General features: G+C 49.1%; 19 protein-coding genes and 1 pseudogene. 9 read left to right on the top strand and 11 right to left on the bottom strand.

Features of this window, described 5'->3' with window-relative positions; all coding sequences use genetic code 11:
* Window positions 1–122 precede the first annotated feature (122 nt).
* Window positions 123–1,850, bottom strand: coding sequence for a MutS-related protein (locus tag DPQ25_RS07380; protein WP_112332525.1), 1,728 nt, complete (start codon window positions 1,848–1,850; stop codon window positions 123–125).
* Window positions 1,851–2,165: 315 nt separating this feature from the next.
* On the opposite strand from DPQ25_RS07380, the gene DPQ25_RS07375 reads away from it, so the two are divergent.
* Complete coding sequence (locus DPQ25_RS07375; RefSeq protein WP_112332524.1) at window positions 2,166–3,386, top strand: GNAT family N-acetyltransferase; 1,221 nt, start codon at window positions 2,166–2,168, stop codon at window positions 3,384–3,386.
* Window positions 3,387–3,470: 84 nt separating this feature from the next.
* On the opposite strand, the gene DPQ25_RS07370 is transcribed toward DPQ25_RS07375, so the two are convergent.
* The 7 genes from DPQ25_RS07370 to DPQ25_RS07340 all read right to left on the bottom strand — a co-directional run bounded on the left by DPQ25_RS07370 (window position 3,471) and on the right by DPQ25_RS07340 (window position 8,603).
* Entirely contained in the window at window positions 3,471–4,034 is a 564-nt protein-coding gene (locus DPQ25_RS07370) for a GNAT family N-acetyltransferase (protein ID WP_112332523.1), read from the bottom strand.
* An 83-nt stretch (window positions 4,035–4,117) separates the two neighbouring features.
* Window positions 4,118–4,741 (bottom strand): cytidylate kinase-like family protein, encoded by a 624-nt coding sequence (locus DPQ25_RS07365; protein ID WP_216083974.1) that lies wholly within the window; start codon window positions 4,739–4,741, stop codon window positions 4,118–4,120.
* 158 nt (window positions 4,742–4,899) lie between these two features.
* Complete coding sequence (locus DPQ25_RS07360; RefSeq protein WP_112332522.1) at window positions 4,900–6,174, bottom strand: ABC transporter permease; 1,275 nt, start codon at window positions 6,172–6,174, stop codon at window positions 4,900–4,902.
* On the bottom strand, window positions 6,171–7,085 hold the full coding sequence (locus tag DPQ25_RS07355) for an ABC transporter ATP-binding protein (RefSeq protein ID WP_112332521.1): 915 nt from the start codon (window positions 7,083–7,085) through the stop codon (window positions 6,171–6,173). Before DPQ25_RS07355 ends, DPQ25_RS07360 begins: the two co-directional genes overlap by 4 nt.
* A complete protein-coding gene (locus DPQ25_RS07350) occupies window positions 7,086–7,289 on the bottom strand; it encodes a helix-turn-helix transcriptional regulator (protein WP_112332520.1) in 204 nt (67 codons plus the stop codon). It abuts the gene before it with no gap.
* A 250-nt stretch (window positions 7,290–7,539) separates the two neighbouring features.
* A complete protein-coding gene (locus tag DPQ25_RS07345) occupies window positions 7,540–7,923 on the bottom strand; it encodes a DUF4363 family protein (RefSeq protein WP_112332519.1) in 384 nt (127 codons plus the stop codon).
* On the bottom strand, window positions 7,920–8,603 hold the full coding sequence (locus DPQ25_RS07340; protein ID WP_112332518.1) for a DUF421 domain-containing protein: 684 nt from the start codon (window positions 8,601–8,603) through the stop codon (window positions 7,920–7,922). Before DPQ25_RS07340 ends, DPQ25_RS07345 begins: the two co-directional genes overlap by 4 nt.
* A gap of 125 nt (window positions 8,604–8,728) precedes the next feature.
* Here DPQ25_RS07340 and DPQ25_RS07335 point away from each other — a divergent pair, with 125 nt between their 5' ends.
* From DPQ25_RS07335 to DPQ25_RS07310, 5 genes and pseudogenes are all read left to right on the top strand, one after another.
* Window positions 8,729–9,475 carry a spore germination protein gene (locus DPQ25_RS07335; RefSeq protein WP_112332517.1) on the top strand — a complete coding sequence of 249 codons (747 nt, stop codon included), beginning with the start codon at window positions 8,729–8,731 and terminating at the stop codon, window positions 9,473–9,475.
* Window positions 9,406–10,178 (top strand): annotated as a pseudogene (locus tag DPQ25_RS15325) (spore germination protein). Before DPQ25_RS07335 ends, DPQ25_RS15325 begins: the two are co-directional and overlap by 70 nt.
* 9 nt (window positions 10,179–10,187) lie before the next feature.
* Window positions 10,188–11,309, top strand: coding sequence for a GerAB/ArcD/ProY family transporter (locus tag DPQ25_RS07320; protein WP_112332514.1), 1,122 nt, complete (start codon window positions 10,188–10,190; stop codon window positions 11,307–11,309).
* Window positions 11,290–12,435, top strand: a complete 1,146-nt coding sequence (locus tag DPQ25_RS07315) for a Ger(x)C family spore germination protein (protein ID WP_112332513.1) — start codon at window positions 11,290–11,292, stop codon at window positions 12,433–12,435. The genes DPQ25_RS07320 and DPQ25_RS07315 overlap by 20 nt, the downstream gene beginning before the upstream one ends.
* Window positions 12,436–12,553: 118 nt before the next feature.
* A complete protein-coding gene (locus DPQ25_RS07310; protein ID WP_112332512.1) occupies window positions 12,554–13,423 on the top strand; it encodes a sugar phosphate isomerase/epimerase family protein in 870 nt (289 codons plus the stop codon).
* Window positions 13,424–13,773: 350 nt separating this feature from the next.
* On the opposite strand, the gene DPQ25_RS07305 is transcribed toward DPQ25_RS07310, so the two are convergent.
* Together DPQ25_RS07305 and DPQ25_RS07300 are read right to left on the bottom strand one after the other, a co-directional pair.
* Entirely contained in the window at window positions 13,774–14,613 is an 840-nt protein-coding gene (locus tag DPQ25_RS07305; protein WP_112332511.1) for a YihY/virulence factor BrkB family protein, read from the bottom strand.
* A 315-nt stretch (window positions 14,614–14,928) separates the two neighbouring features.
* Window positions 14,929–15,117: a hypothetical protein gene (locus DPQ25_RS07300; RefSeq protein ID WP_216083980.1), complete on the bottom strand. Its 189-nt coding sequence runs from the start codon at window positions 15,115–15,117 to the stop codon at window positions 14,929–14,931.
* 190 nt (window positions 15,118–15,307) lie between these two features.
* Between DPQ25_RS07300 and DPQ25_RS07295 the strand changes: the two genes are divergently transcribed.
* The 3 genes from DPQ25_RS07295 to DPQ25_RS07285 are packed head-to-tail and all read left to right on the top strand — an operon-like array spanning window position 15,308 to window position 17,387.
* Entirely contained in the window at window positions 15,308–16,228 is a 921-nt protein-coding gene (locus DPQ25_RS07295) for a DUF5685 family protein (RefSeq protein WP_112332510.1), read from the top strand.
* Window positions 16,204–16,851: a J domain-containing protein gene (locus tag DPQ25_RS07290; protein ID WP_112332509.1), complete on the top strand. Its 648-nt coding sequence runs from the start codon at window positions 16,204–16,206 to the stop codon at window positions 16,849–16,851. The genes DPQ25_RS07295 and DPQ25_RS07290 overlap by 25 nt, the downstream gene beginning before the upstream one ends.
* A complete protein-coding gene (locus DPQ25_RS07285) occupies window positions 16,842–17,387 on the top strand; it encodes a hypothetical protein (protein ID WP_112332508.1) in 546 nt (181 codons plus the stop codon). Before DPQ25_RS07290 ends, DPQ25_RS07285 begins: the two co-directional genes overlap by 10 nt.
* A 120-nt stretch (window positions 17,388–17,507) precedes the next feature.
* Here DPQ25_RS07285 and DPQ25_RS07280 read toward each other — a convergent pair whose 3' ends face one another.
* Window positions 17,508–19,877, bottom strand: a complete 2,370-nt coding sequence (locus DPQ25_RS07280) for an ATP-dependent helicase (protein WP_112332507.1) — start codon at window positions 19,875–19,877, stop codon at window positions 17,508–17,510.
* Between the last annotated feature and the right edge of the window lie 99 nt (window positions 19,878–19,976).

Below are 19,976 nucleotides of genomic sequence, written 5' to 3'. Positions count from 1 at the left end.
CGGAAAGCAAGCTTGCTTTCCGGCTCTGTTTGTGAGAATGGGAAAAGGCGCCAACTAGTTGGGGGATTGGCGGGCGCGGTTCTATAGCTCCGCATTCTGTCAGGGACCTTGGCTGGCGAGGTTTAGGAAGGGTCTTTCCTTTTTTCGATGATGTCTCTTAGATGCCGGAAGGTTACGCCATATTTTTCAGCAATATCCTTGGCGTAGCTGAGGCCCTGCGGCGGCGCCAGGGTGATTTTATAGGAACGCCTGCCGCCGTCGATGCCAGTTACCAGGCTGGCTGCCCGGTTTACACCGCCCACCGATCGGTTGATTTCGTCCAGGTCTGCTGCCAGCTCATGCATATGGGTGTTAAAAATAGCATTGGCGCCTAAATAGACGAGCGACTTGGTAATATCCTTTGCAATATAAAGGCCCTCGGTAAATGAAGTCGTCGCAAAGGATTCATTGAGTAAAATTAGGCTGCGGCTGGTTGCAGCCGAGAAAATTTCGCTGAACCGCTTTGACTCTTCGCCTAGACGCCCCAGGTTGACCGTTTGATTTTCATCCGCCGGAAAATGTGTGTACAGGCTGTCCGCAGGACAGAGGGCCACTTTCTCCCCGGGAACATAAATACCGTTTTGGGCGAGCAGATAGATCAGGCCGACTGCTTGCGTTATGGTCGTTTTACCGCCGCGGTTGGGCCCGGTTAAAATATACACCCGGTGTTCGTCTGAAAAGTGGAGCTCATTTTGAACAATGTCGAGCTTAGCTCCATCAACGAGCTGAAGGGCCAGCTTAAAATTATAGATGCCATGGCCCTCGAAGGCGCGGGGAGTGTCCAGAATCTCCGGCTTGCATACGGGCGCCCCTTTTTCGATGATCTTGTCCATTAGTTCCGCCCAGCGGAGATAAAAGGTAAATTCAGAAATGATTGCGGAAAGTGCAAAGCCGCTGATATTTACATATTTGCTCAGAGCGGTTTTCAGGTTGCGCACAACTCCCTGGAGCATATCGGTTATGGTGAGGTTCAGGTTATTCATCAGTGGATTGGCGCCTATCTGCTGGGCGCCATAGTCCTCCTGGCGAAGGGCTCTGCGCCCGGGCAACATAACATCGGCGGCGGCTTCCCCGGCCTTCAGCGCTTTGTCGTCAGCGGTAACCTTTGGCGGGTGGTAGGGGGCCATCCCGGTAAAGGCAACTCCGTCATGAATTTCTTCACGGCTGCCGGTAAAGTCGAGCAGGTTGCGCAGAATGCCCATTTTTTTGTAGGCCTCGTTGTTAATGGATACAATGCCGGTTTCAATGGGCCGGAGCTGGTTATCGAGGTTTACCCCAAGCGTCAGGCTTTTAATTTTGCAAACATTTTCCTGTAAATGGGCAATATCCTTTTTCAGGTAATCAAATCCACTGTCCTGATAAATCCGGTCCACAAAGTTTTTCAGGTCATTGAACCCCTGGGATTGAATATCAAGGCCATTGAGGCAGTCGCGAATACCTTCGATGCATTTGATATAATGGTCGAGTTCGTTCAAGCGGTTGATAAGCTGCCAGATACCAGGAGCATCGGAGTCCTTTGAAAGCCGTTCAACCATTTTAAGAAAATCGAGCTGCTCCAAGAGCGCTGCGATGTGCTGGCGTAATACAGGAAAGCGAAGGACATCCTCGAAAATATCACAGCGGTAGCGAATGACGGCGGGATCATCGCAGAGCTGAATCATAATCTTTTTAATAAGATTCTGTTCGGTGGCCTGGTGAGATAAACAGGCACATATGTAGTCGATGGAGAGATCGTTTACAGCTTCGTCGGTAAGCTGCTGGACCAGGGGCGGTTCCATTCCGGCGGGATATAACAGGCTGATTTGATTCATACAACAAAACCTTTCCTTATATATTTTTTTAATTATAATCTATTTTGCATAAAAATAAAAGAACTATATTTTAATTTTTATGGATGATAGGATTGTTCTTTTCTTTATTGCAGCGTAAATGCCGATGAATTTTAAGTGCAAGGGAGTGCTGTCTGGATCCGGTAAGGGGTACGGGCCGGCATGAAAGAATTTGCTTTTTTTGCGTTAAGGGATTGCATCGGCAACAGGTAATGTGATAAGATAAATTTCATGTAGATTCAAGGGGAAAAGAGGGAGCAGTCCCTGCCCGCTAAGTTAAAAGGGAGGATTGAAATCGTGATTGTGCGTAAGCTAGCTCCGGCGGAATACTACCGGGCGCATCTGGTGCAGGCTGTGGCTTTTGAGGGTAACAGCGAGTATCAGAAGGAAAAGGAAGAGGCGGAAAAGCAGCCCCCGGCTGCGGACAAGGACAACTGGATGTGGGGAGCGTTTTCTGAGGATGAAACCGCCTTATATGGCTGTATGAGTATTCGCCGCTACCGCTGCAATTTTGAAGGCCGTGAAGCGCTGATGGGCGGTGTAGGCGGAGTCTCGACACTGCCTCAATACCGTCGCAGTGGGGCAATTCGGGCTTGCATTGGCGCGGCGCTTCAAGATATGTATGAGAAGGAGTTCAGCCTCTCATTTCTCTACCCGTTTAGCACTCAATATTACCGCAAATTCGGCTATGAGGTCGGCGCGGAAAACCGTGTGTGGACGGTGCCGCTTCAGGATATGAAAACCATGGATGTAGGCGGGCGCATTGAACAGCTTTTGCCGGGTGAGAGTACGCAGCCGCTGCTTGAAATTTACCGGCAGTTTTATAAGGATTATAATCTGGCCGCCGTCCGTGAAATATACGAAGAAGAACTTGAAAAAACGAATTTATTGAACCAACAGCGGTATATTTATCTTTGGAAGGATGAAACCGGCGCCGCGCGCGGCTTTATGATCTGCCGTAAGCAAAGAGAGGCGGAAGGCGTTATCATGGATTGCACTAATGGTTTCGCGTTGCGGAACGGCCTGCTTTTTCTGGATGTACGCGCCCTGCAGGGCCTGCTTTATTTTGTTAAACAGGCATTCTCGGCCGACTATGAAAAAATTCGTTTTTCCGTTCCGGGTTCTCTTTCTGTCACCTCTTTGGTGGGCGAGAACAACACAGCAAAGTGCCAGGTACTTTTTAATGGAATGGCGCGTGTTGTCCGGGTGGAGGATGTGCTTTCCGTGTGTAGGTGCAGGGGCAGCGGTACAGTCCGCATTCGTGTGCTGGACGAAATGCTGCCGCAGAATAATGCGGTGTGGGAGCTGACGTTTGCACCGGGCCGGGAAAACCGGGTGGAAAAGACGGAGGCGGCAGCAGACGTCACGATGCCAATCAATGAGTTTTCCGCCCTGATTTGTGGCGCCAGGGGGGCAGAGGATATCCCCTGGATGCCGCGCATAAAGGTACATACGCCGCAGGCTCCGCTGGAACAAGTATTTTACCGGAAAAAATGCTATATTATGGATTTATTCTAACAGAATGTAAAGAAGGGTTACAATGAAGAATGCGCTGCCAGCCGGCAGCGCGTTCTTTCAGTAAAAAAGCAAAACCCCTCGTGTTCAGTTCATTTCCTTTTTGACGTGTTGAACTTCAAAAACAGGTGTGCGCAGCCCTGTTTTTACAAAAATGTCTCTCCAAAGCTGTTCTGCGCCATATTCGCTGAGTACAGGAATAAATCCAAGCCGCAGGTACGTTTTAATAGCCGGGAGCCGGAAATCGTCTGTGTCAAGCGTGATATAATCGACGCCGCGCGCCAGGAAAAAATCGAGCACATGCTGTGTGAGCAGGCCGCCAAGCCCAAGTCCGCGGGCCTCGGGGAGGGCGGCAACCATGTGAAGGTAGCCACGGTTTCCAGGTTTAAGCCAGGCTGTCGCAGTGGCAACGACCCTGCCTGCGGCATCCTTGACCAGAAAGATCTGATCCTTCGCAAGCCCTTCCGGCTCCAGCATGTTTTTTTCAAAATCCTTGACGGTCCAGGCCCCGGTGGATAAACCCTCTGCACAAGCCTCGATCCAGCCCAGCTTGTCGGCATCAGTTTCCACGGTAACCAGGCGATACCCTTCAGGCAGAAGGTAAGGGCGGTGTGGAAGCGGTTCGTTGTACCGCATTTCAAGATGGCTCATAAAAGTCGTTCTCCTTTATGTTTCCGGCTCGCTCAGCGGTCTTATATTGTTAACAGCAGCCCGCTGGAAACCTATTTTTATTTTTAAGGGGCGGAATGAAGCAGCTCTGCAGCGCCGCAGATCAACTGTGCGGAACGGTCGATGCCAAATTTCTGGGAGTTAAGGGTAAGGTGGTAATTTTGGGCCGCTCCCCATTTGAGATTGGTATAGAAATTATAGTAGTTGGCCCGCTGCTTATCCTTTTTGGCAATAAACTCTGCCGCGTGCTTTGCTTCAATGCCGTACTCCTCCACGGCGCGCTTCACCCGGCTTTCCTGATCCGCGTAAACGTAGATATTGAAGCAATTGGGATTGTCACGCAGAATATAGTCGCCGCAGCGGCCGACTATGACGCACGGCCCCTTTTGTGCCACTTGCTTGATAATATTGGTCTGAAGCAAAAAGAGCTTGTCGTTGACGGGCAGATCATTGGGCGTGAGCTGGGCGTTATAGGCATAAGTGCCCATCAGTAGAGAATAAATCAAGCTGCTGCTGGCCTTTTCATCCGCCTTTTCAAAAATAGCCTCGCTCATGCCGCTTTGTTTGGCAGCCATTGCGATTAGTTCCTTATCATAAAAAGGGATTTCCAGCCTTTCGGCTATTTTTTTACCGATCTGGCGTCCGCCGCTTCCATACTGCCGGGCAATGGTAAAAATCGTTGATGTCATAATGCTCACTCCAGTCTTTATCCAGGTAGATTTAGTGAATGGGTACATTTAAATACTACAACCTTCTGAAACATTTGTCAAACCGCTGCATAAAAAAGGAGGCTTTCATAGACGGCGGTCCTCGCCTTCCATGAAAGCCTTATCGGTGAGCGTACCGCTTAGGCGCGCTTGCGGTTATTTTTTAGCATTTTAATCATTTCAACAGGGGTGGGCGCTTTGCCGTAGATTAAAACGCCCATGCGGTAAATTCCGGCGGCCAGAAAACCAATGGCAATTGTAGAAACAACCAAGATCAGGACAGAGAGCGCAATTTCCCAGCCGGCAACCTGACCCATCGCAATACGCACAAACATGGACATGGGCGAGGTAAAGGGAATAAAGGAGCAGGCTTTCATTAGAACGGAGTCTACATTACCGCTGTTCATTGAATAAACAACCACGAGGAAAGCAATGATAAAGAGGAAGGTTACCGGCATGACCGCTGAGGAAAGCTCTTCCATGCGGCTGACCAAGCTTGCCAGTGCTCCGTAGAGAAAAGCATAGAGGAAAAAGCCGAGAACCAAAAAGAGAATGGCGTACATTAAAATTGAGAGCGGCATGTTGAAAATAGACTGTACAATCCAATCATCCTGAAAGTACGAGGCGTTCAGATTATAAAACAAGTAACAGGTGCCGAAAATTAACACAAATTGTGCCAGGCCGGCGGAACCGGCTCCAAAGACCTTGCCAAACATCAAATTTTTGGGCTTGGTGGAGGTGATGAGCAACTCCATGGCCCGGGTACTTTTTTCCGTTGCAACGCTGGTCGCCACAAACTGTCCGTAGAGTAGAATGGCCATGTACAGAGCAAAAATTAAAATGTAGGTGTAGAAAAAATTCTCCATTTGATTTTTTCCGTCCCCGGTTTGTACGAGAGAACACTCAACCTGAGTGGTTAATATTTTATTGGCATCGGCCTCGGAAACGCCGAGTTCTTCCATGGCGGTTTGGCGGTAATAATTAAGAATAGCGCTTTCCAGACGGCTGTCGAGCGTATCATACATGGACACATTGGCGGTAATCCGGGTATAGCTGAGGTCGCCGGTCAGCATTACGGCATCGCTGTAAGCCCCGGCTTCAATTTCCTTTTTCAGGGAGGCTTCATCCTCGTCTACAGGGGTGAACCGGGTGTCTGTAAGGGCTTGATTAAAATAAGCGGCGGCTTTTTCCGCCTCTTCAAGTGAAGCTGCGGAAAGAAGGATTTCCGATTTTTCCTCAGTACCTGCTGCTTGCTGTTCTGCCTGGGAGTCCGAGCTGCCGATCATCTCGCCGAGGCGGGGAAGAGAAAGAACCACGGCCGCTGCGGCGACGAGCAGTATGGTCACAATCAAAAAGCCTTTATTTTTTACATAGTTTTTAAACTCGAATTTATAAATAGCCCAAAACTGTTTCATTGTACATGCTCCTCCGTATATTCCACGAATATGTCGTTGAGTGAGGGCTCAAAGACCTTGATGCCGTCTATGTCGAAGGCCTGGCTTGCCAGGGCGGCAAGCAGGCTGTTCTTCTGCTCCGCCTGCCGGAGTGTAATGACGGCGTTGGGGCCTTCCGCGGTACTCTTCTCGACCAGCTCCGGCAATTGTTCGCGGGTATATGCAGCGATTTGCGGGGCGTTTTTGCTGTCCACAATAATTTTGTTGCGGTTATAGGAGCGCTTAATATCCCTGATATTGCCGGAGAGGACGATACGTCCCTGATGGAGGATGGCGATATCGTCACAGAACTCCTCGACGTAGCTCATCTGATGGCTGGAGAAAAGGACGATTTTTCCGTCATCTATCAGTTCATGCACGACATCCTTAAGCAGCATGGCGTTGACGGGATCAAGGCCGGAAAAGGGTTCATCCAGGATGACAAAATCCGGGTTGGAGATCAGCGTGGCAACGAGCTGGATTTTTTGTTGGTTGCCCTTGCTCAGCGTATCCAGCTTTTTGTTTTTATACGCGCCCATCTCCAGGCGCTGCAGCCAGTGGTCCATGGCGGACAGCGCTGCTTTTTTGGAAGAACCCCGCAGCTCAGCCAGGTACAAAAGCTGTTCAGAGATTATCTTTTTAGGGTAGAGTCCGCGTTCCTCGGGGAGATAGCCAAAATTGATCCTCTCGCGGCGAATCGGCTGACCGTCGATAAGAATTTCGCCGGAGTCCGCCGGAAAAACGCCCATAATAATGCGGATTGTAGTGGTTTTGCCGGCGCCGTTGCGGCCCAGAAGCCCCAGTGCTTTTCCACCTTGTGTCTGTAGGCTGATTCCCTGAAGAACCTGCTTGTCAGCAAAATTTTTGGTAAGGCCTTTTGCCTCAAAGGTCATTCATAATTCCTCCTCATCAAAATTAAATACTTCCTCGATGGTACACCCGAAGAAATGGGATAATTTGTAAGCCAGCGGCAGAGAGGCCGTATATTTGCCGGACTCAATGGAGATGATGGTCTGGCGGGATACACCCATGGCGGCGGCTAACTCTGCCTGGGTAATTTTGTGCATCTTTCTGAGCGCGGGTAACTTGGTTTTCATAAAAAACACGGCCTTTGCTATGAAATAATAATTATAGCGTAGTTCAGTATAACAGCAGAAATTTTTAATGTCAAGTTAATTTTACATAAAGGCGTTGTCAACAGAAGCTAAGGCGCTATGCCCGCAATAAAAATGGTTCAGGGAAGCACCCGTGCCTCCCTGAACCATAGAGTTTTGAGAAGAAACAATAAAATGAGTAAGGATGGAAAATCTGGCAGCGGCCAGCCGTTTGATTATCAAGGTGAACTAGTTATAAAATATTATCCAGTGTGGGAATCTCACCGTCTTTCAGATAATGAATCATTGTTAAGCAGCGGCGGCATTCGGCGGTGAACTGATCCCAGGTCTCGTAGGCGGCCAGCGGACTAAGCGCTGCAAGGCTCTGGTCAATGGTTTCAAGCTTGGTATGGGACATGTAGGTGCATAGGTACCGATGCTGACGTTCCCAGGCTTCAAACGCTTTTTCGCTGAACTCCACGGCTTTGTCACGGTCCTGATCTTGGGAGGCCTTCAGGGCTTCGGTAAGAAGACGGTTCATTTCATCGGCTGTATAGTTGGTGTAAAAAAGGCCGGTAAGGCTGAGGCCGAGCAGAAAGAGGGCCAGGAGAACGGCAGCGATCCCTTTTTTAATCATGTGGTTTTAGCGTCCTCCTTTTTAATAATCTGGAAATCGCCTTTGGTGTTGGCGGTCATGATAAATACTTCGTTGAGCTGTGTGCTTTTCCCCTTGAGGATGCCCTCCACCCAGGCTTTGCTTTTGTGAATGAGCACAAGTGAAAAATCCGAGATCACCCCGTCGCTGACAACAACGGCCTCGATGCCGGAATCCGGCAAAGCGACGCCGAGCATGCCGGCGGTAGGCGTTTCCTTGTCCGGCGTTTTGATGACGCTCATCTTTCCGTTGGTCTCCATAATAGCGTAGGCGACGTCCTCCAGCGCAAAGATATCTTTTTGGCGCAGCTGTGCACTGAGGTCTTCCGTGCTCATGCGCAGGCGCCGCATCTCCTGCTGGTCGATCCTGCCGTTGTTAATGACAACGATTGGCCTGCCGCAGATAGCGCGCCGGAATTTTGTGCTCTTGAGCATCCAAATAGAAGCAAGAATTTCACAGACAATCAAAATCCCAATCGGCAAAAGCCCGCTGACCAGCGGCTGGCCGCTGTCCTGCATGGGGATGGCGGCAATATCTGAGATTAACAGCGTGACGACGAGCTCACTGGTTTGTAATTCACTGATTTGCCGTTTTCCCATCAAACGCACGGCAATAATAATGACTACATAAAGCAGGGCCGTGCGCAAAAAGGATATCATCATAAAAGTCAGCCTCCTTGACCGCGGAACTGTTGAATAGTTTGCCATTGACGGCTGCCGGTTATACATGTATATTTTTACACCTGCCTTGTAAAAATAACGCAAACAGGGAAAAGGAGGAGTTATAGGTGGTATCTATTCATCTGGATGAAAACCTCAAGTATTTTGCAGATGCCTTTGATGGGAGCTTGGATTATATTTGCCGGGAATTTCATATTTCCGGTACAAGGGCAGCAATTGTCACCATGGAAGGCCTTGTCAATAAACAGACCCTGGCCCAGAGTGTGATGAACCCGATTACACATGCAGCCATACTGGAACAGGACCCGGTAAAGAAATTTGATTATTTGAAGGATTTTGTTCTGTCCACCGTTGATCAGCAGGAGGTGGTGGATTATAAAACAGCACTCAATCTGCTAATGAGCGGATTTGCCCTGCTGCTGGTGGACGGCTGCCTGCGGATTTTGGCTATCGGCGTTCAGGGGTTTTCGCTGAGGAGCATCAGCGAGCCCAAAAGCGAGGTGGTGCAGCGTGGGTCAAGAGAGGGGTTTGTCGAATCGCTCCAGGTAAATGTCTCGATGATCCGCCGCCGAATGAAAACCCCGCTGCTAAAATTTGAGCGGATGACTGTGGGAGAGGAGAGCAATACCGCAGTTTGCCTATGTTATCTGCGCAATACGGTCTCTCAGGAAATTCTGAGCGAGGTCAGGAACAACATCAAAAGCATTCCGCTTAAAAATGTTTTAGCCGCCGGCTACCTGACCCCTTTCATAGCCAAAAAAAGGGTACTTCCATTTTCAGCTGTGTGGGGCTTTCAGAACGTCCGGATACCATCTGTGGTAAAATCAGCGAGGGGCGGGTGGCGGTCATTATAGACGGAACACCGAATGTCCTGGTGGTTCCGCACCTTTTTATTGAGAATTTTCAAAGCTTTGACGACTATGCCAATAGGCCCTATTATGCCACCTTTACCCGGCTTATCAAATACCTGGCGTTCTTTCTAGCAATTTTTCTGCCCGGTTTTTATGTGTCGGTTACCACCTTTCACCCGGAGCTCATTTTGGAGCCGCTGTTGATAAAAATTGCCCAATCAGAGACAACCACGCCCTTTCCGATTATGCTGGAAGCGCTGGTGATTCACATCATCTATGAAATTATGCGCGAGGCGGGTCTGCGGGCCCCAAAGAGCCTGAGCCATGCGGTCAGCATTGTCGGTGCGCTTGTAATCGGCGAGGCCGCCGTAAACTCCGGTTTAGTTGGGCCCCGACGCTGATGGTCATTGCAGTCAGCGCCATATCCTCCTATGCGGTGCCGAATTTATATGAGTCCATTGCGTTGCTGCGGCTCATTTTTATTGTGCTGGGCGGCAGTATTGGTTTTTGGGGAATTTCGCTTGGCTTCCTGTTTGTTTTAATCAATATATGCAGCAATAACCTGTACGGCGTTCCGTTAAGCGCGCCGGTAGCGCCGTTTGGGAAGCGGGGCATGCGGGATGTGTTGATTCGCAGCAGCTGGAAAAAGCTGGGGAAAAGCGGGGCTAAAATTCAGGACATGCCGGGGGCTAAATTGAAAGGATGATTATTTGATATGGGCAAGGAATCCAGCAGTATTTCCAACCAGATTCGTACCTCTCAGCTGTTTACCATCCTTTTTATTTCACGTGCAATTCTGTTGCTGACGGTTAACAATGTTCTCTCGGATGGTGCAAATTTACAAGATTATATCATTTCTACACTACTTGCCATGGTAGGGAACTTTGTTTTTATCCTGCCAATTTATTTCCTTTTTAAGGCCGCGCCCGGCAAGGATTTTTACCAGCTGTCTACCGAGTGCTTCGGTAAATTCGGGAAGGTGGCGGCGGCATTTTACGGGTTATATTTTTTATTAATGGCTTCCTACTATCTTGGCTTTTTCGTTCTGTTCATGTCTAATGTAATGGAGCCCTATGTGTCTCTTGAACTGATTGCGCTTTGCGTTGTTATTGTGGCCTGCTATGCGGCTTGGAAGGGGACAGAGACCATTGCCCGAACCGCAACGGTGCTGACCATTGTCGTTGTTGCCGGATTGGTGTTTATCATCGCCGCGCTAATTCCAAAAATCAATCTGCTCAACTATCTGCCCTTCTTTGACGAGGGGCCGGATCAGGCCCTGAAAGGAACCGCACTGTTGCTTTCCAGAAGCAGCGGGCTTGCGGTGCTGCTTCTGGTTTTACCCAAGACGAAGGGGCGCAGAAAGCCGGGCTTTATTCTGTGGAACATTCTCATTGTTTTTTTGATGGTCGCTACCCTGTTTGTTATTGTGGGGGCAATGGGAAGCTACCTGAATTACCAGCTGTTCCCAGTGTACTCGGCATCCTCGTTTGCGGATGCAGGCGTAATGGAGCGAATGGACGCCTTGTTCATAGCCATGTGGATCAGCTCACTGGTTATTAAGCTGGCCTTCGACGTCAATTTGTTTACTGGCTGTGCACAGCATATTAAGAGCGGTTTTAAAAAGTGGCCGGTTATAGCGGGCGGCGCGGTAGTTGCCTTTTTAGCGGTGATGATCTGCAAAAATTTAACGCTGCAGCGTCTCTTTTTCGGAATTGACCTGCTGCTACCGGTCAACTTGATTGCCAGCTTTGTGCTGCCGGCGCTGATGTGGATTATTTACTCTGTTAAACAGAGAAAGAAAGGAGGGAAAAAGAAGCTTGCGCTGGAAAGTAAATAGAAAAATACTGGCGGTCATTTTATGTGCGGCCGGCATGATCGGCCTGTCTGGCTGCCAGACACAATTTTCGCTGCGCGACCGTCTTTTGATTCAAGGAATGGGCGTTGATTATGCGGACGGGCAATATAATATCTATGTGCAGGCCCTGGATATTTCCGAGGATGGAAATACCAGCATGATGGTTTACGAGACCAAGGGCGACACGGTCATCGACTCCTTGAACAATGTGACGCTTCAGGTCGGGAAAAAGCCGGTTTACAGCCATAATCTGACAGTTGTTTTAGGAAGAAGCACCGCAGAACACGGTCTACAGGAAACCATTGACTTTTTTGTCCGGCATCCAGAGACGAGGGCATCGGCTAAAATTCTGATGGCTCAAGACCGGGCGGAGGAAATTGTGACCTATAAGAGGGATGATAAAATTGTCCCGATTACGGACTTGGAGGATTTAATCAAGCAGAGCGATTTGAATGGCAAGTGCGTCAATATCAGCATGGTAGACCTTGTCAATCTGCTAGATAACAGTTCCACCGCCCCGTACCTTCCGGCGGTAGGGCTTGTGAACGGCGAGCTGTTTTCCGTGGGAACGGCGCTTTTTGACGAGCAGGGCTTTTTTAAGGACCTGCTGACATCGGAGGAGACCCGCGGCTTGCTTTTTTTAACCGGTCAGATGGAACACGGAATTGAGGTGCTTTCGGTGGAGGAGGATACCACGGTTTCTCTGGAGATCACCATGGCGAAAACCGATATTAAGCCACGCATTGTAAACGGCCTGCCGGTATTTGAAATATCGGTCTACTGTACGGCAAATGTCGATTCTATTGATGGCGGGCCGCATCAGGTATACGGCGAACAGTATTATTCAATCTTTTCCCAAAAACTCGAAGAGAGCATAAAAAAGCAGATGGAGGACAGCTTGGAAGTTTGTATCCACCGGGAGCAGGCGGACGTTTTTTCATTTGGCAGACGGCTCCACCAGGCAGAACGAAGCTGGTGGAAGGAGCATGAAGCGGATTGGACAAACCTGATGACCCGTGCCGGCTATAAAATTGATGTAACGGCTGATATTGCCAGAGTGGGCCAGGAGCTGTCGCCAACACTTGGAGAGGACGGCCGGAATAATTAGTACGGGCGTAAAACAGGACAATTACGGTTAAATTTAATATTCGTCCTTGAATTAAGGGTAAAATACAGCTATACTGTCGTTGTACAGCAGCTGTATTTTATTTTTTGAGGGGGATTTTATGATACCGCAATTCCAAATCAGCACGGAGACGGGCGCGGCCGACAAAAAGTGCGGCGAGGCTTCCCTGCGTCTGCTGGCGCAGGCAGGCTTCACTTGTGTGGATTATTCACCCGCAATGAATGGGTACCAGGCGTTTAAAGGGCTTTATACTTTTAGTGACAGTGATTTCAAAAGCTTTTTTGTCCGGGAAAAGGAGCGGGCTCAGAACGCCGGGATTCAAATTGGGCAAATTCATGCTCCCTATAACCCTCCGCCGGATACTTTAACCGGCGAGGAACTGGCCTTTTTTGTCCGGGCAGTAAAACGGGCTATTTATGCGTGCCACCTGCTGGGCAGCCCCTATGTGGTGATTCACCCGGTTATTTTTCCCGATTGGCAGGAGGCGCCGGGCCATTCCTACGAAATGAATGCCCAACTGCTGAAAGCATATGCAGAAATTGCCGAGCAATACCAGGTTCACTTAGCGGTTGAGAACATGCCGGGCTTAGGCGTCCCCTACAGTGACAGCGCAGACCTCCTGGAATTATTGCGTACCGTAAGCTCGCCTTGCCTGGCGGTTTGTTTAGACACCGGCCATGCGCATATGAGTATGCCGGAAGGGAAAACGGTGGCGGATATGGCCCGCGAGCTTGGCAGTGCAGTGAAGGTTTTGCATGTACACGACAATGACGCTACTTTTGACCAACATCGCTGCCCTTACATGGGGACCATTGATTGGCAGGCGTTTATGACGGCGCTAAAGGAGATGCGTTATGCGGGGACGCTGAGTTTAGAGACCGGATTTGCTGATGTGCTGCCTGCTTCGCTACAGCTGCCGGCGTACCGCTTTTTATACGAGACGGCCTCAGACCTCTGCAGCTTGTTGTAATATGGCGGCCTTATATATTCATAACGAAAAACGGGTTCATTTTTGTGGCAGCACAGGCCGGATATGGCTCGATCTTTTGCAGACCTGTGGAAACGCTTTATTATAGACGGGAATAAAAGACTTCCGACGGATTTTGCGGCTTTAGTGAGAAACTGCTATAACAAAACGGCGTACAGTCTGTTTTGATTGCGCGCCGTTTTGCCTGCGGTTCCATGTAATTTTGTATTATTTCAAAAATAATATCAGGGCGGCTGGCAAACGAATGTCAAAGGGAATCTTCCGGGAGCTTCCAGGCCGGCCCTATAATAAATGTAGAAAAACAGGCGGTTGAGTCAGTGGGGCGGATAGAATCAGGAATGCTTTTGCCGGCGCTCGGCTAGAATACTGTTGAATTCCGCGCCTAAAATCAGCGTGACCGCGCTGAAATATAGCCATAATAAAAGCACGATCACTGCACCAATGGATCCATAAACGACGGAGTAATTGCCCATATTTTCCACATAATAGGCAAAGCCGATGGAAAAAATCAGCCACGAAATCAATGCGGCAAAAATACCGGGAAGAACCTGTCGAAAGGTGTATTTCCGTTCGGGAATAAAATAATAGAAAATGACAATGAGAAAGAAAAGAATGCCTGCTAAAATGAAGAAACGCCATAGATTCCAGGAGTCAATGGAATTGGTCTCCAGTGGGATGAACCACGAGAGATAGGTCAGGATACGCCGGCCAACAGTCAGTAGCAGCAGCGCGGCAAAAACCGTAAACAGCAGCAACAGTGTAGCCAGCAGCGTGCGGATCTGCTGCTGAAGCAGCGAGCGCTTGCTTTTCATCCGGTAAGAGCGGTAGATGGAATCTTGCAGGCAATTAACAGCCCGCATGATAAAATAAATGGTGAAAAACAGGCCCCAAAAGAGAAAGTGGGGGCTGTTTAAACCAGCAATATGCTCCAAATAGGAATTAATAATGGAAAGCACATCAGATGGGATAATCGCCTGAAAATTGTGGGAGGTAAGCGGGGGAAGGTCCATAAAGCTCAGGAGCGTGCTGATAAAAATTAGACAAGGGAAAAACGAAAATATTAAATAATAGGCAAGAGCGGCGGCGGATTTCCCCACTCGGTCCTGAAAGTAGCGACGTATTAGCATGCTGATAACACTGGTCTGATAAAAAGTGATGATGCGCTTTTTCATGGTATTTGCTCCCTCTTATACATGGCGGGTACCCCGCCGTATGGTTACCTTACTAAAGTATAGAAGCTAAGCCGGGAAATATACATCAATCAGAAATGTCTATGCTCTTTTCATAGGAAAGTCCCGCATTGTTTCCTGAAGTGGGCTGAAGGATTAGAACAGTACCTTTATTATAAGCGAAACATGCTAAAAAGAAAACACAAATATAAGATTCATTTCGGGCTTTGAGAAGAAGCGGCATCAAAATGAGAGAACCCGAAGTGCCGGGCGGCTGCTTCGAGTTCTCTTAGGTAAGGGTAAAGGGACTGGCGTGTGCTATTTTGAAAATTGCTTAGGCGGCTTAACCGTAAAGTCCGGGAAAAAGGAGTCCGGGTTTTTCTTAAACTGCTCCACCAGATCCAATTCAGGCTCTTTTTGGGGCTGTGCCTGAGCCTGAGCCGGCTTCATCCAGAACGGAAGCGGATTTTCCTCAGGGTTCATGCAGTGATAGATCTTGGTCTCCACGTGAATCACCTCCGTTACCAGTATATTCAGTTCGGGAATAACGGTTTCACCGGTTTTTTAAAAGCCAATATACTTTTTATGTAACGAGGACGGCGAATAGGTTAAATGAATGAAAATTTACATATTGTTAATTAAAGAAATGAGTTTCTATAGTAAAATGGTGTCATATTAAGCGCAGGGAGGATCATGTGTGTTCGGATATATCCGTCCGTATAAGCCGGAGATGTTGATTCGCGACTTTGAACAATATCGAGGGGTTTACTGCGGCCTGTGTAAACAGCTGGGAAAAAGCTATGGGGTCGCTGCTCGGGCGGCCCTGAGTTATGATTGCACTTTTTATGCCATTTATTTGATGTCGGTGGCTTCAGGGGCCTGCTGCGCGGGGTTTCATCAGTCCCGCTGTGTAGTAAATCCGCTAAAAAAGTGTACCTACTGCGCCGAGGACCTTCCAGCTTTAAAAATGGCGGCAGCCTTATCTGCCATTATGACTTATTATAAAATAAAGGATGATTGGGCGGACGGTTCCGGTTTACAGAAATTAAGAGCTGTTTTTGCTAGGCCCTTTTTTTCTAGGGCCAGAAAAAAGGCTGCCCGAGACTTTCCCGCACTGGAGCAGGCGATTGCTGCCTCCATGGCCAAGCAAGCCGAAATTGAAAAATCACAGGATGCAGGCTTGGATGCCTGCGCGGAACCTACGGCGCAAATGCTTGCGCAATCCTTTCAGCTGGGAGCACAATATATTCAGCCGGGCTCAACCGTGCTGCCGCGTCTGGCGGAACAGTTCGGGTATTATATAGGGCGTTGGGTTTATTTGATGGATGCCGCGGACGATTTGGAAAAGGATATACGTTCCGGCGGGTTTAACCCGTTTCTGACAAAGTTTCAGTTGACGAGGGAGAGCGCCCCGCAGGAGGTCAGTAAGACAAGAGTTTATGCCAATGAAGTATTAAATATGAGTTTGTCTCAGGCGATTGCCGCCTTTGAATTAACGGAGTTCCATTGCTTCTCTCCTATTTTAAGAAACATCGTAACAATGGGCCTTCCGCAAATGCAAAAAGAAAAACTCTTTAAAAAAGGAGAAGAGAAATGTCAGACCCGTACAAAGTCCTAGGCGTATCCCCAAGCGCTACCGATGAGGAGATTAAAACCGCATACCGGGAGTTGGCAAAAAAATATCACCCGGATAACTACGCGGGCAGCCCGATAGCGGACTTAGCCAGTGAGAAGATGAAGGAAATTAATGAGGCCTACGACCAGCTTATGGACGAACGTAAGCGTCGTGCCCAGGGGAACCAGCCCCCCTGGAACAACGGCTATTCATATGGGGGTCCGGGCGCGGGGAGCGGTTATTATAACGCTTCTTCGAGCTTTAGCGATGTGAGAAACTTAATTATGGGCGGAAGGGTTGCCGATGCGGAACAGATATTGAACGGTGTTCCACAGGAGAGCCGCAATGCCGAATGGTTTTTCCTTAAGGGAACGGTACTCTATAAACGCGGCTGGTTGGAAGAGGCCTACAACCATTTTTCTCGCGCCGTACAAATGGACCCGGGAAACGGAGAATACCGGGCCGCGATGAATCAGGTGACCAATCAGCGCAGTGGCGCCTATGGCGGGTATAACCCAGGAATGCAGCGGACGGGTGGATGCAGCACCTGCGATATATGTTCTAATCTGATTTGTGCGGATTGCTGCTGTGAATGTATGGGCGGTGACCTCATTCCATGCTGCTGAATAATACCTCTCGTGTTGCCCTGTGCGGCGTTTTAACCGCACTGTGTACGGTATTAATGTTTGCAACCGGGCTGATTCCGGTTGCAACCTATGCGCTGCCGGCCTTATCCGGAGTGCTTCTGATGGTAATTGTCATGGAGATTGGCAAGAGCTGGGCATGGGCGGTCTATGGCGCCGTTTCCCTGCTTTCGCTACTCCTGGCGGCAGATAAGGAAGCGGTGCTTCTCTTCATTGTGTTTTTGGGCTATTACCCTATTTTGAAGGCCTCAATTGAGCAGCTGAAAAAGAAAGCCTGGGCTTATGTGCTGAAGCTTGCCGTCTTTAACACGGCAATGGTTGCCGGCTTTTTCATGAGTGTTTATTTGCTGGCAATCCCGGAGGAAAGCTTTACAATTTTTGGGATTTACCTTCCGGGAGTTTTTTTGGCGGCCGGCAATCTGGTTTTTCTGGTCTATGACTACGCGTTATCCGGCCTGGTTTTACTTTATTATTCCCGTTTGCATAAAATGGTGTCGGGCCTATTTAAAAAGAGATAGCAGCAATAAAGAACGGCATGAATTTTCTTCATGCCGTTCTTTATTGCTATAAAAGGGCACCACGCGGCTGCTAGTTCTGCGGGGCGCCCTTTAAAGATGAAGGCTGCATATTTGTAGGCCTTACTCCTTGGTCAAACGGGCAAAATTAGCCATAATCTTTTTAGTGCCGACACCGTCAAAGGCAATTTCAAGCAGGGTGTCATTGCCCATTGGAGTAGCGGAAAGAATCATTCCGGCGCCAAAGGCCTTGTGGCGGACTGAATCGCCTACACGGTACGAGTCCGTAGGCTTATGAGGCTGAGAGATTCCGGCAGGGCCGAAATGGCGGGCAGCATTAACAGAAGCGGACCGGCTTTCATGGGAGGAAACGGGGAGCACGGTACCGGGAATTGGCTTTTTCCACTCTCTGGCACGGCTTTTGTTTACCAATTCCTCGGGAATTTCGGCTGAAAAGCGGGAGGCCTTGTTGTGGTTGGTGCTGCCGAAGATCATTCGGCTTTCAGCGTTCAAAATGGTGAGTTCCTCCCGGGCCCTGGTGATGGCCACATAGGCGAGCCGACGCTCTTCCTCGACCTCGCCGGGGGTATAGATGGCCTGTACACCGGGGAAGATCCCTTCCTCAAAACCGGGCAGAAACACGCAGGGAAATTCCAGGCCCTTTGCGGAATGCATGGTCATCATGACAACTGCGTCGGTGTTGCCGTCGTAATTATCAATGTCGGTCATGAGGGAAACCTCCTCCAAAAATCCTTCCAATGTGGTGTCTTCGCCGTTGTTTTCTTCATATTGGATCAGGTTGGAGGCCAGTTCGTTGATATTATCGATCCGGTCCTGGGCGTCGTCATTTTCACTTTCCTTCAATTTTTCTATGTACTGTGTCTTCATCAAAATTGCCTGATAGAGCTCGTTGAGGCGAGCGGTGGAAGAGAGGCTGATCAGCTGGTTGATAAGGCCCGCAAAGGCCAGCAGCTTGGGAGCAGTTCTCTTCAAGGGCTCGAACTCATCGGCGTGAGAGATAACATAAAAGAGGGATTCGCCGATGGAGGCCGCTATTTCAGCAGCCTGTGAAATGGTCTTGTCACCGATGGAGCGTTTGGGTTGGTTGATAATACGGCGCAGGCGAATTTCATCGGAAGGATTATTAATAACACTGAGGTATGCAATCAGATCCTTGATTTCCTTCCGTTCATAAAATCGCAGGCCGCCAATAATACGATAGGGAACACCGGATTTTACAAAAACTTTTTCAAGGGTATTAGACTGCGAATTCATTCGGTATAGGATGGCGTAATCAGCATATTTTTTGCCTGCCGCTACGCCGTCAAGAATTTTTTTAGAGATATAGTCAGCCTCGTCGGCTTCACTGAAAGCGGTATGAAGCGCTATTTTTTCGCCTTCCGGATTTTCCGTCCACAGCGTTTTGCCCTTTCGCTCCAGGTTGTTTTCGATGACGGCATTGGCAGCGGCAAGAATATTTTTGGTTGAACGGTAATTTTGTTCAAGCCGCACAAGCTTAGCGCCGGGAAAACTTTTTTCAAAGCTCATGATATTCTCGATCGTAGCGCCCCTGAACTTATAAATACTCTGGTCGTCATCACCAACCACACAGATATTTTTATATTTTTCGGCCAGCAGCTTGACAAAAAGATATTGCACATGGTTCGTGTCCTGATATTCGTCCACCATGATATAGCGAAAGCGGTTCTGGTAGTATTCTAACACATCGGGACATTTCAGAAACAGCTGAACAGCGTTGCACAGCAGGTCGTCAAAATCCATCGCATCGGCCTCGCTCAGGCGGGATTGGTACAGTTTATAGGCCTTGGCCACCAGCCCAAGCCGGAAATCCGCCCCGGCGGCGTTTGCGTAATCGTCAGGAGAAATCATCCGATCCTTAGCATGTGAAATTTCGTTAAGAATGGTTTTATAGGACAGGGACTTGTCTTCGATATTGAGTGCTTTTTGGCATTCCTTCATCAGACGCCGGGAATCATCCGTGTCGTAAATAGTGAAGTGATTGGTAAAGCCGAGGCGGTCGCCGTAGCGTCTTAAAATGCGCGCACAAGTAGAGTGGAAGGTGGAAGCCCAAATATCCCGCCCCTCTTCGCCGAGCATAGCCTCCAGGCGGTCCTTTAATTCGCCCGCGGCTTTATTGGTAAAGGTAATAGCCAGAACCTGCCAGGGTTGGCATGGGTTGACGGCAAGGCGGGCCTTTGTGCCGGGCTCAAGCGGAGCGGAGCCGTTTATATAGGCCTCCATGGCGGCACAGTCTTCTTCTGTAAGAGAAGCCGTATTCTGTGAATGGTAGGCGTTGCCGAAACGGATTAGATTTGCAATCCGATTAATTAATACCGTGGTTTTACCGCTGCCAGCCCCTGCTAGAATCAGCAGGGGGCCATTTACATGAAAAACAGCCTCCTGCTGGCGTTGATTCATGCGCGAAAAATTTTTCTCCAGGACCTTTTGTCGAAGTTCCATCATGTTGGACATAGGGACACCGAACCTTTCTTTCCATCCTTTGGAACGTTTTCGTTATGAGCCGTCCGTATACGAACACCCGCACACGCGTGTGTGCGGGTGTTCGCCGTC

The sequence above is a fragment of the Hydrogeniiclostridium mannosilyticum genome (assembly GCF_003268275.1).
In the GTDB taxonomy this organism is placed as follows: Bacteria; Bacillota; Clostridia; order Oscillospirales; family Acutalibacteraceae; genus Hydrogeniiclostridium; species Hydrogeniiclostridium mannosilyticum.
The sequence above is the reverse complement of the archived record's forward strand: the minus strand, read 5'-3'. Positions and strand labels throughout refer to the sequence as shown.

Coding starts and splice junctions, on each gene's coding strand:
- DPQ25_RS07380 (WP_112332525.1), bottom strand. CDS start 1,850: ATGAATCAAATCAGCCTGTTATATCCCGCCGGAATGGAACCGCCCCTG.
- DPQ25_RS07370 (WP_112332523.1), bottom strand. CDS start 4,034: ATGAGCCATCTTGAAATGCGGTACAACGAACCGCTTCCACACCGCCCT.
- DPQ25_RS07365 (WP_216083974.1), bottom strand. CDS start 4,741: ATGACATCAACGATTTTTACCATTGCCCGGCAGTATGGAAGCGGCGGA.
- DPQ25_RS07360 (WP_112332522.1), bottom strand. CDS start 6,174: ATGAAACAGTTTTGGGCTATTTATAAATTCGAGTTTAAAAACTATGTA.
- DPQ25_RS07355 (WP_112332521.1), bottom strand. CDS start 7,085: ATGACCTTTGAGGCAAAAGGCCTTACCAAAAATTTTGCTGACAAGCAG.
- DPQ25_RS07350 (WP_112332520.1), bottom strand. CDS start 7,289: ATGAAAACCAAGTTACCCGCGCTCAGAAAGATGCACAAAATTACCCAG.
- DPQ25_RS07345 (WP_112332519.1), bottom strand. CDS start 7,923: ATGATTAAAAAAGGGATCGCTGCCGTTCTCCTGGCCCTCTTTCTGCTC.
- DPQ25_RS07340 (WP_112332518.1), bottom strand. CDS start 8,603: ATGATGATATCCTTTTTGCGCACGGCCCTGCTTTATGTAGTCATTATT.
- DPQ25_RS07320 (WP_112332514.1), top strand. CDS start 10,188: ATGGGCAAGGAATCCAGCAGTATTTCCAACCAGATTCGTACCTCTCAG.
- DPQ25_RS07310 (WP_112332512.1), top strand. CDS start 12,554: ATGATACCGCAATTCCAAATCAGCACGGAGACGGGCGCGGCCGACAAA.
- DPQ25_RS07305 (WP_112332511.1), bottom strand. CDS start 14,613: ATGAAAAAGCGCATCATCACTTTTTATCAGACCAGTGTTATCAGCATG.
- DPQ25_RS07290 (WP_112332509.1), top strand. CDS start 16,204: ATGTCAGACCCGTACAAAGTCCTAGGCGTATCCCCAAGCGCTACCGAT.
- DPQ25_RS07285 (WP_112332508.1), top strand. CDS start 16,842: ATGCTGCTGAATAATACCTCTCGTGTTGCCCTGTGCGGCGTTTTAACC.
- DPQ25_RS07280 (WP_112332507.1), bottom strand. CDS start 19,877: ATGTCCAACATGATGGAACTTCGACAAAAGGTCCTGGAGAAAAATTTT.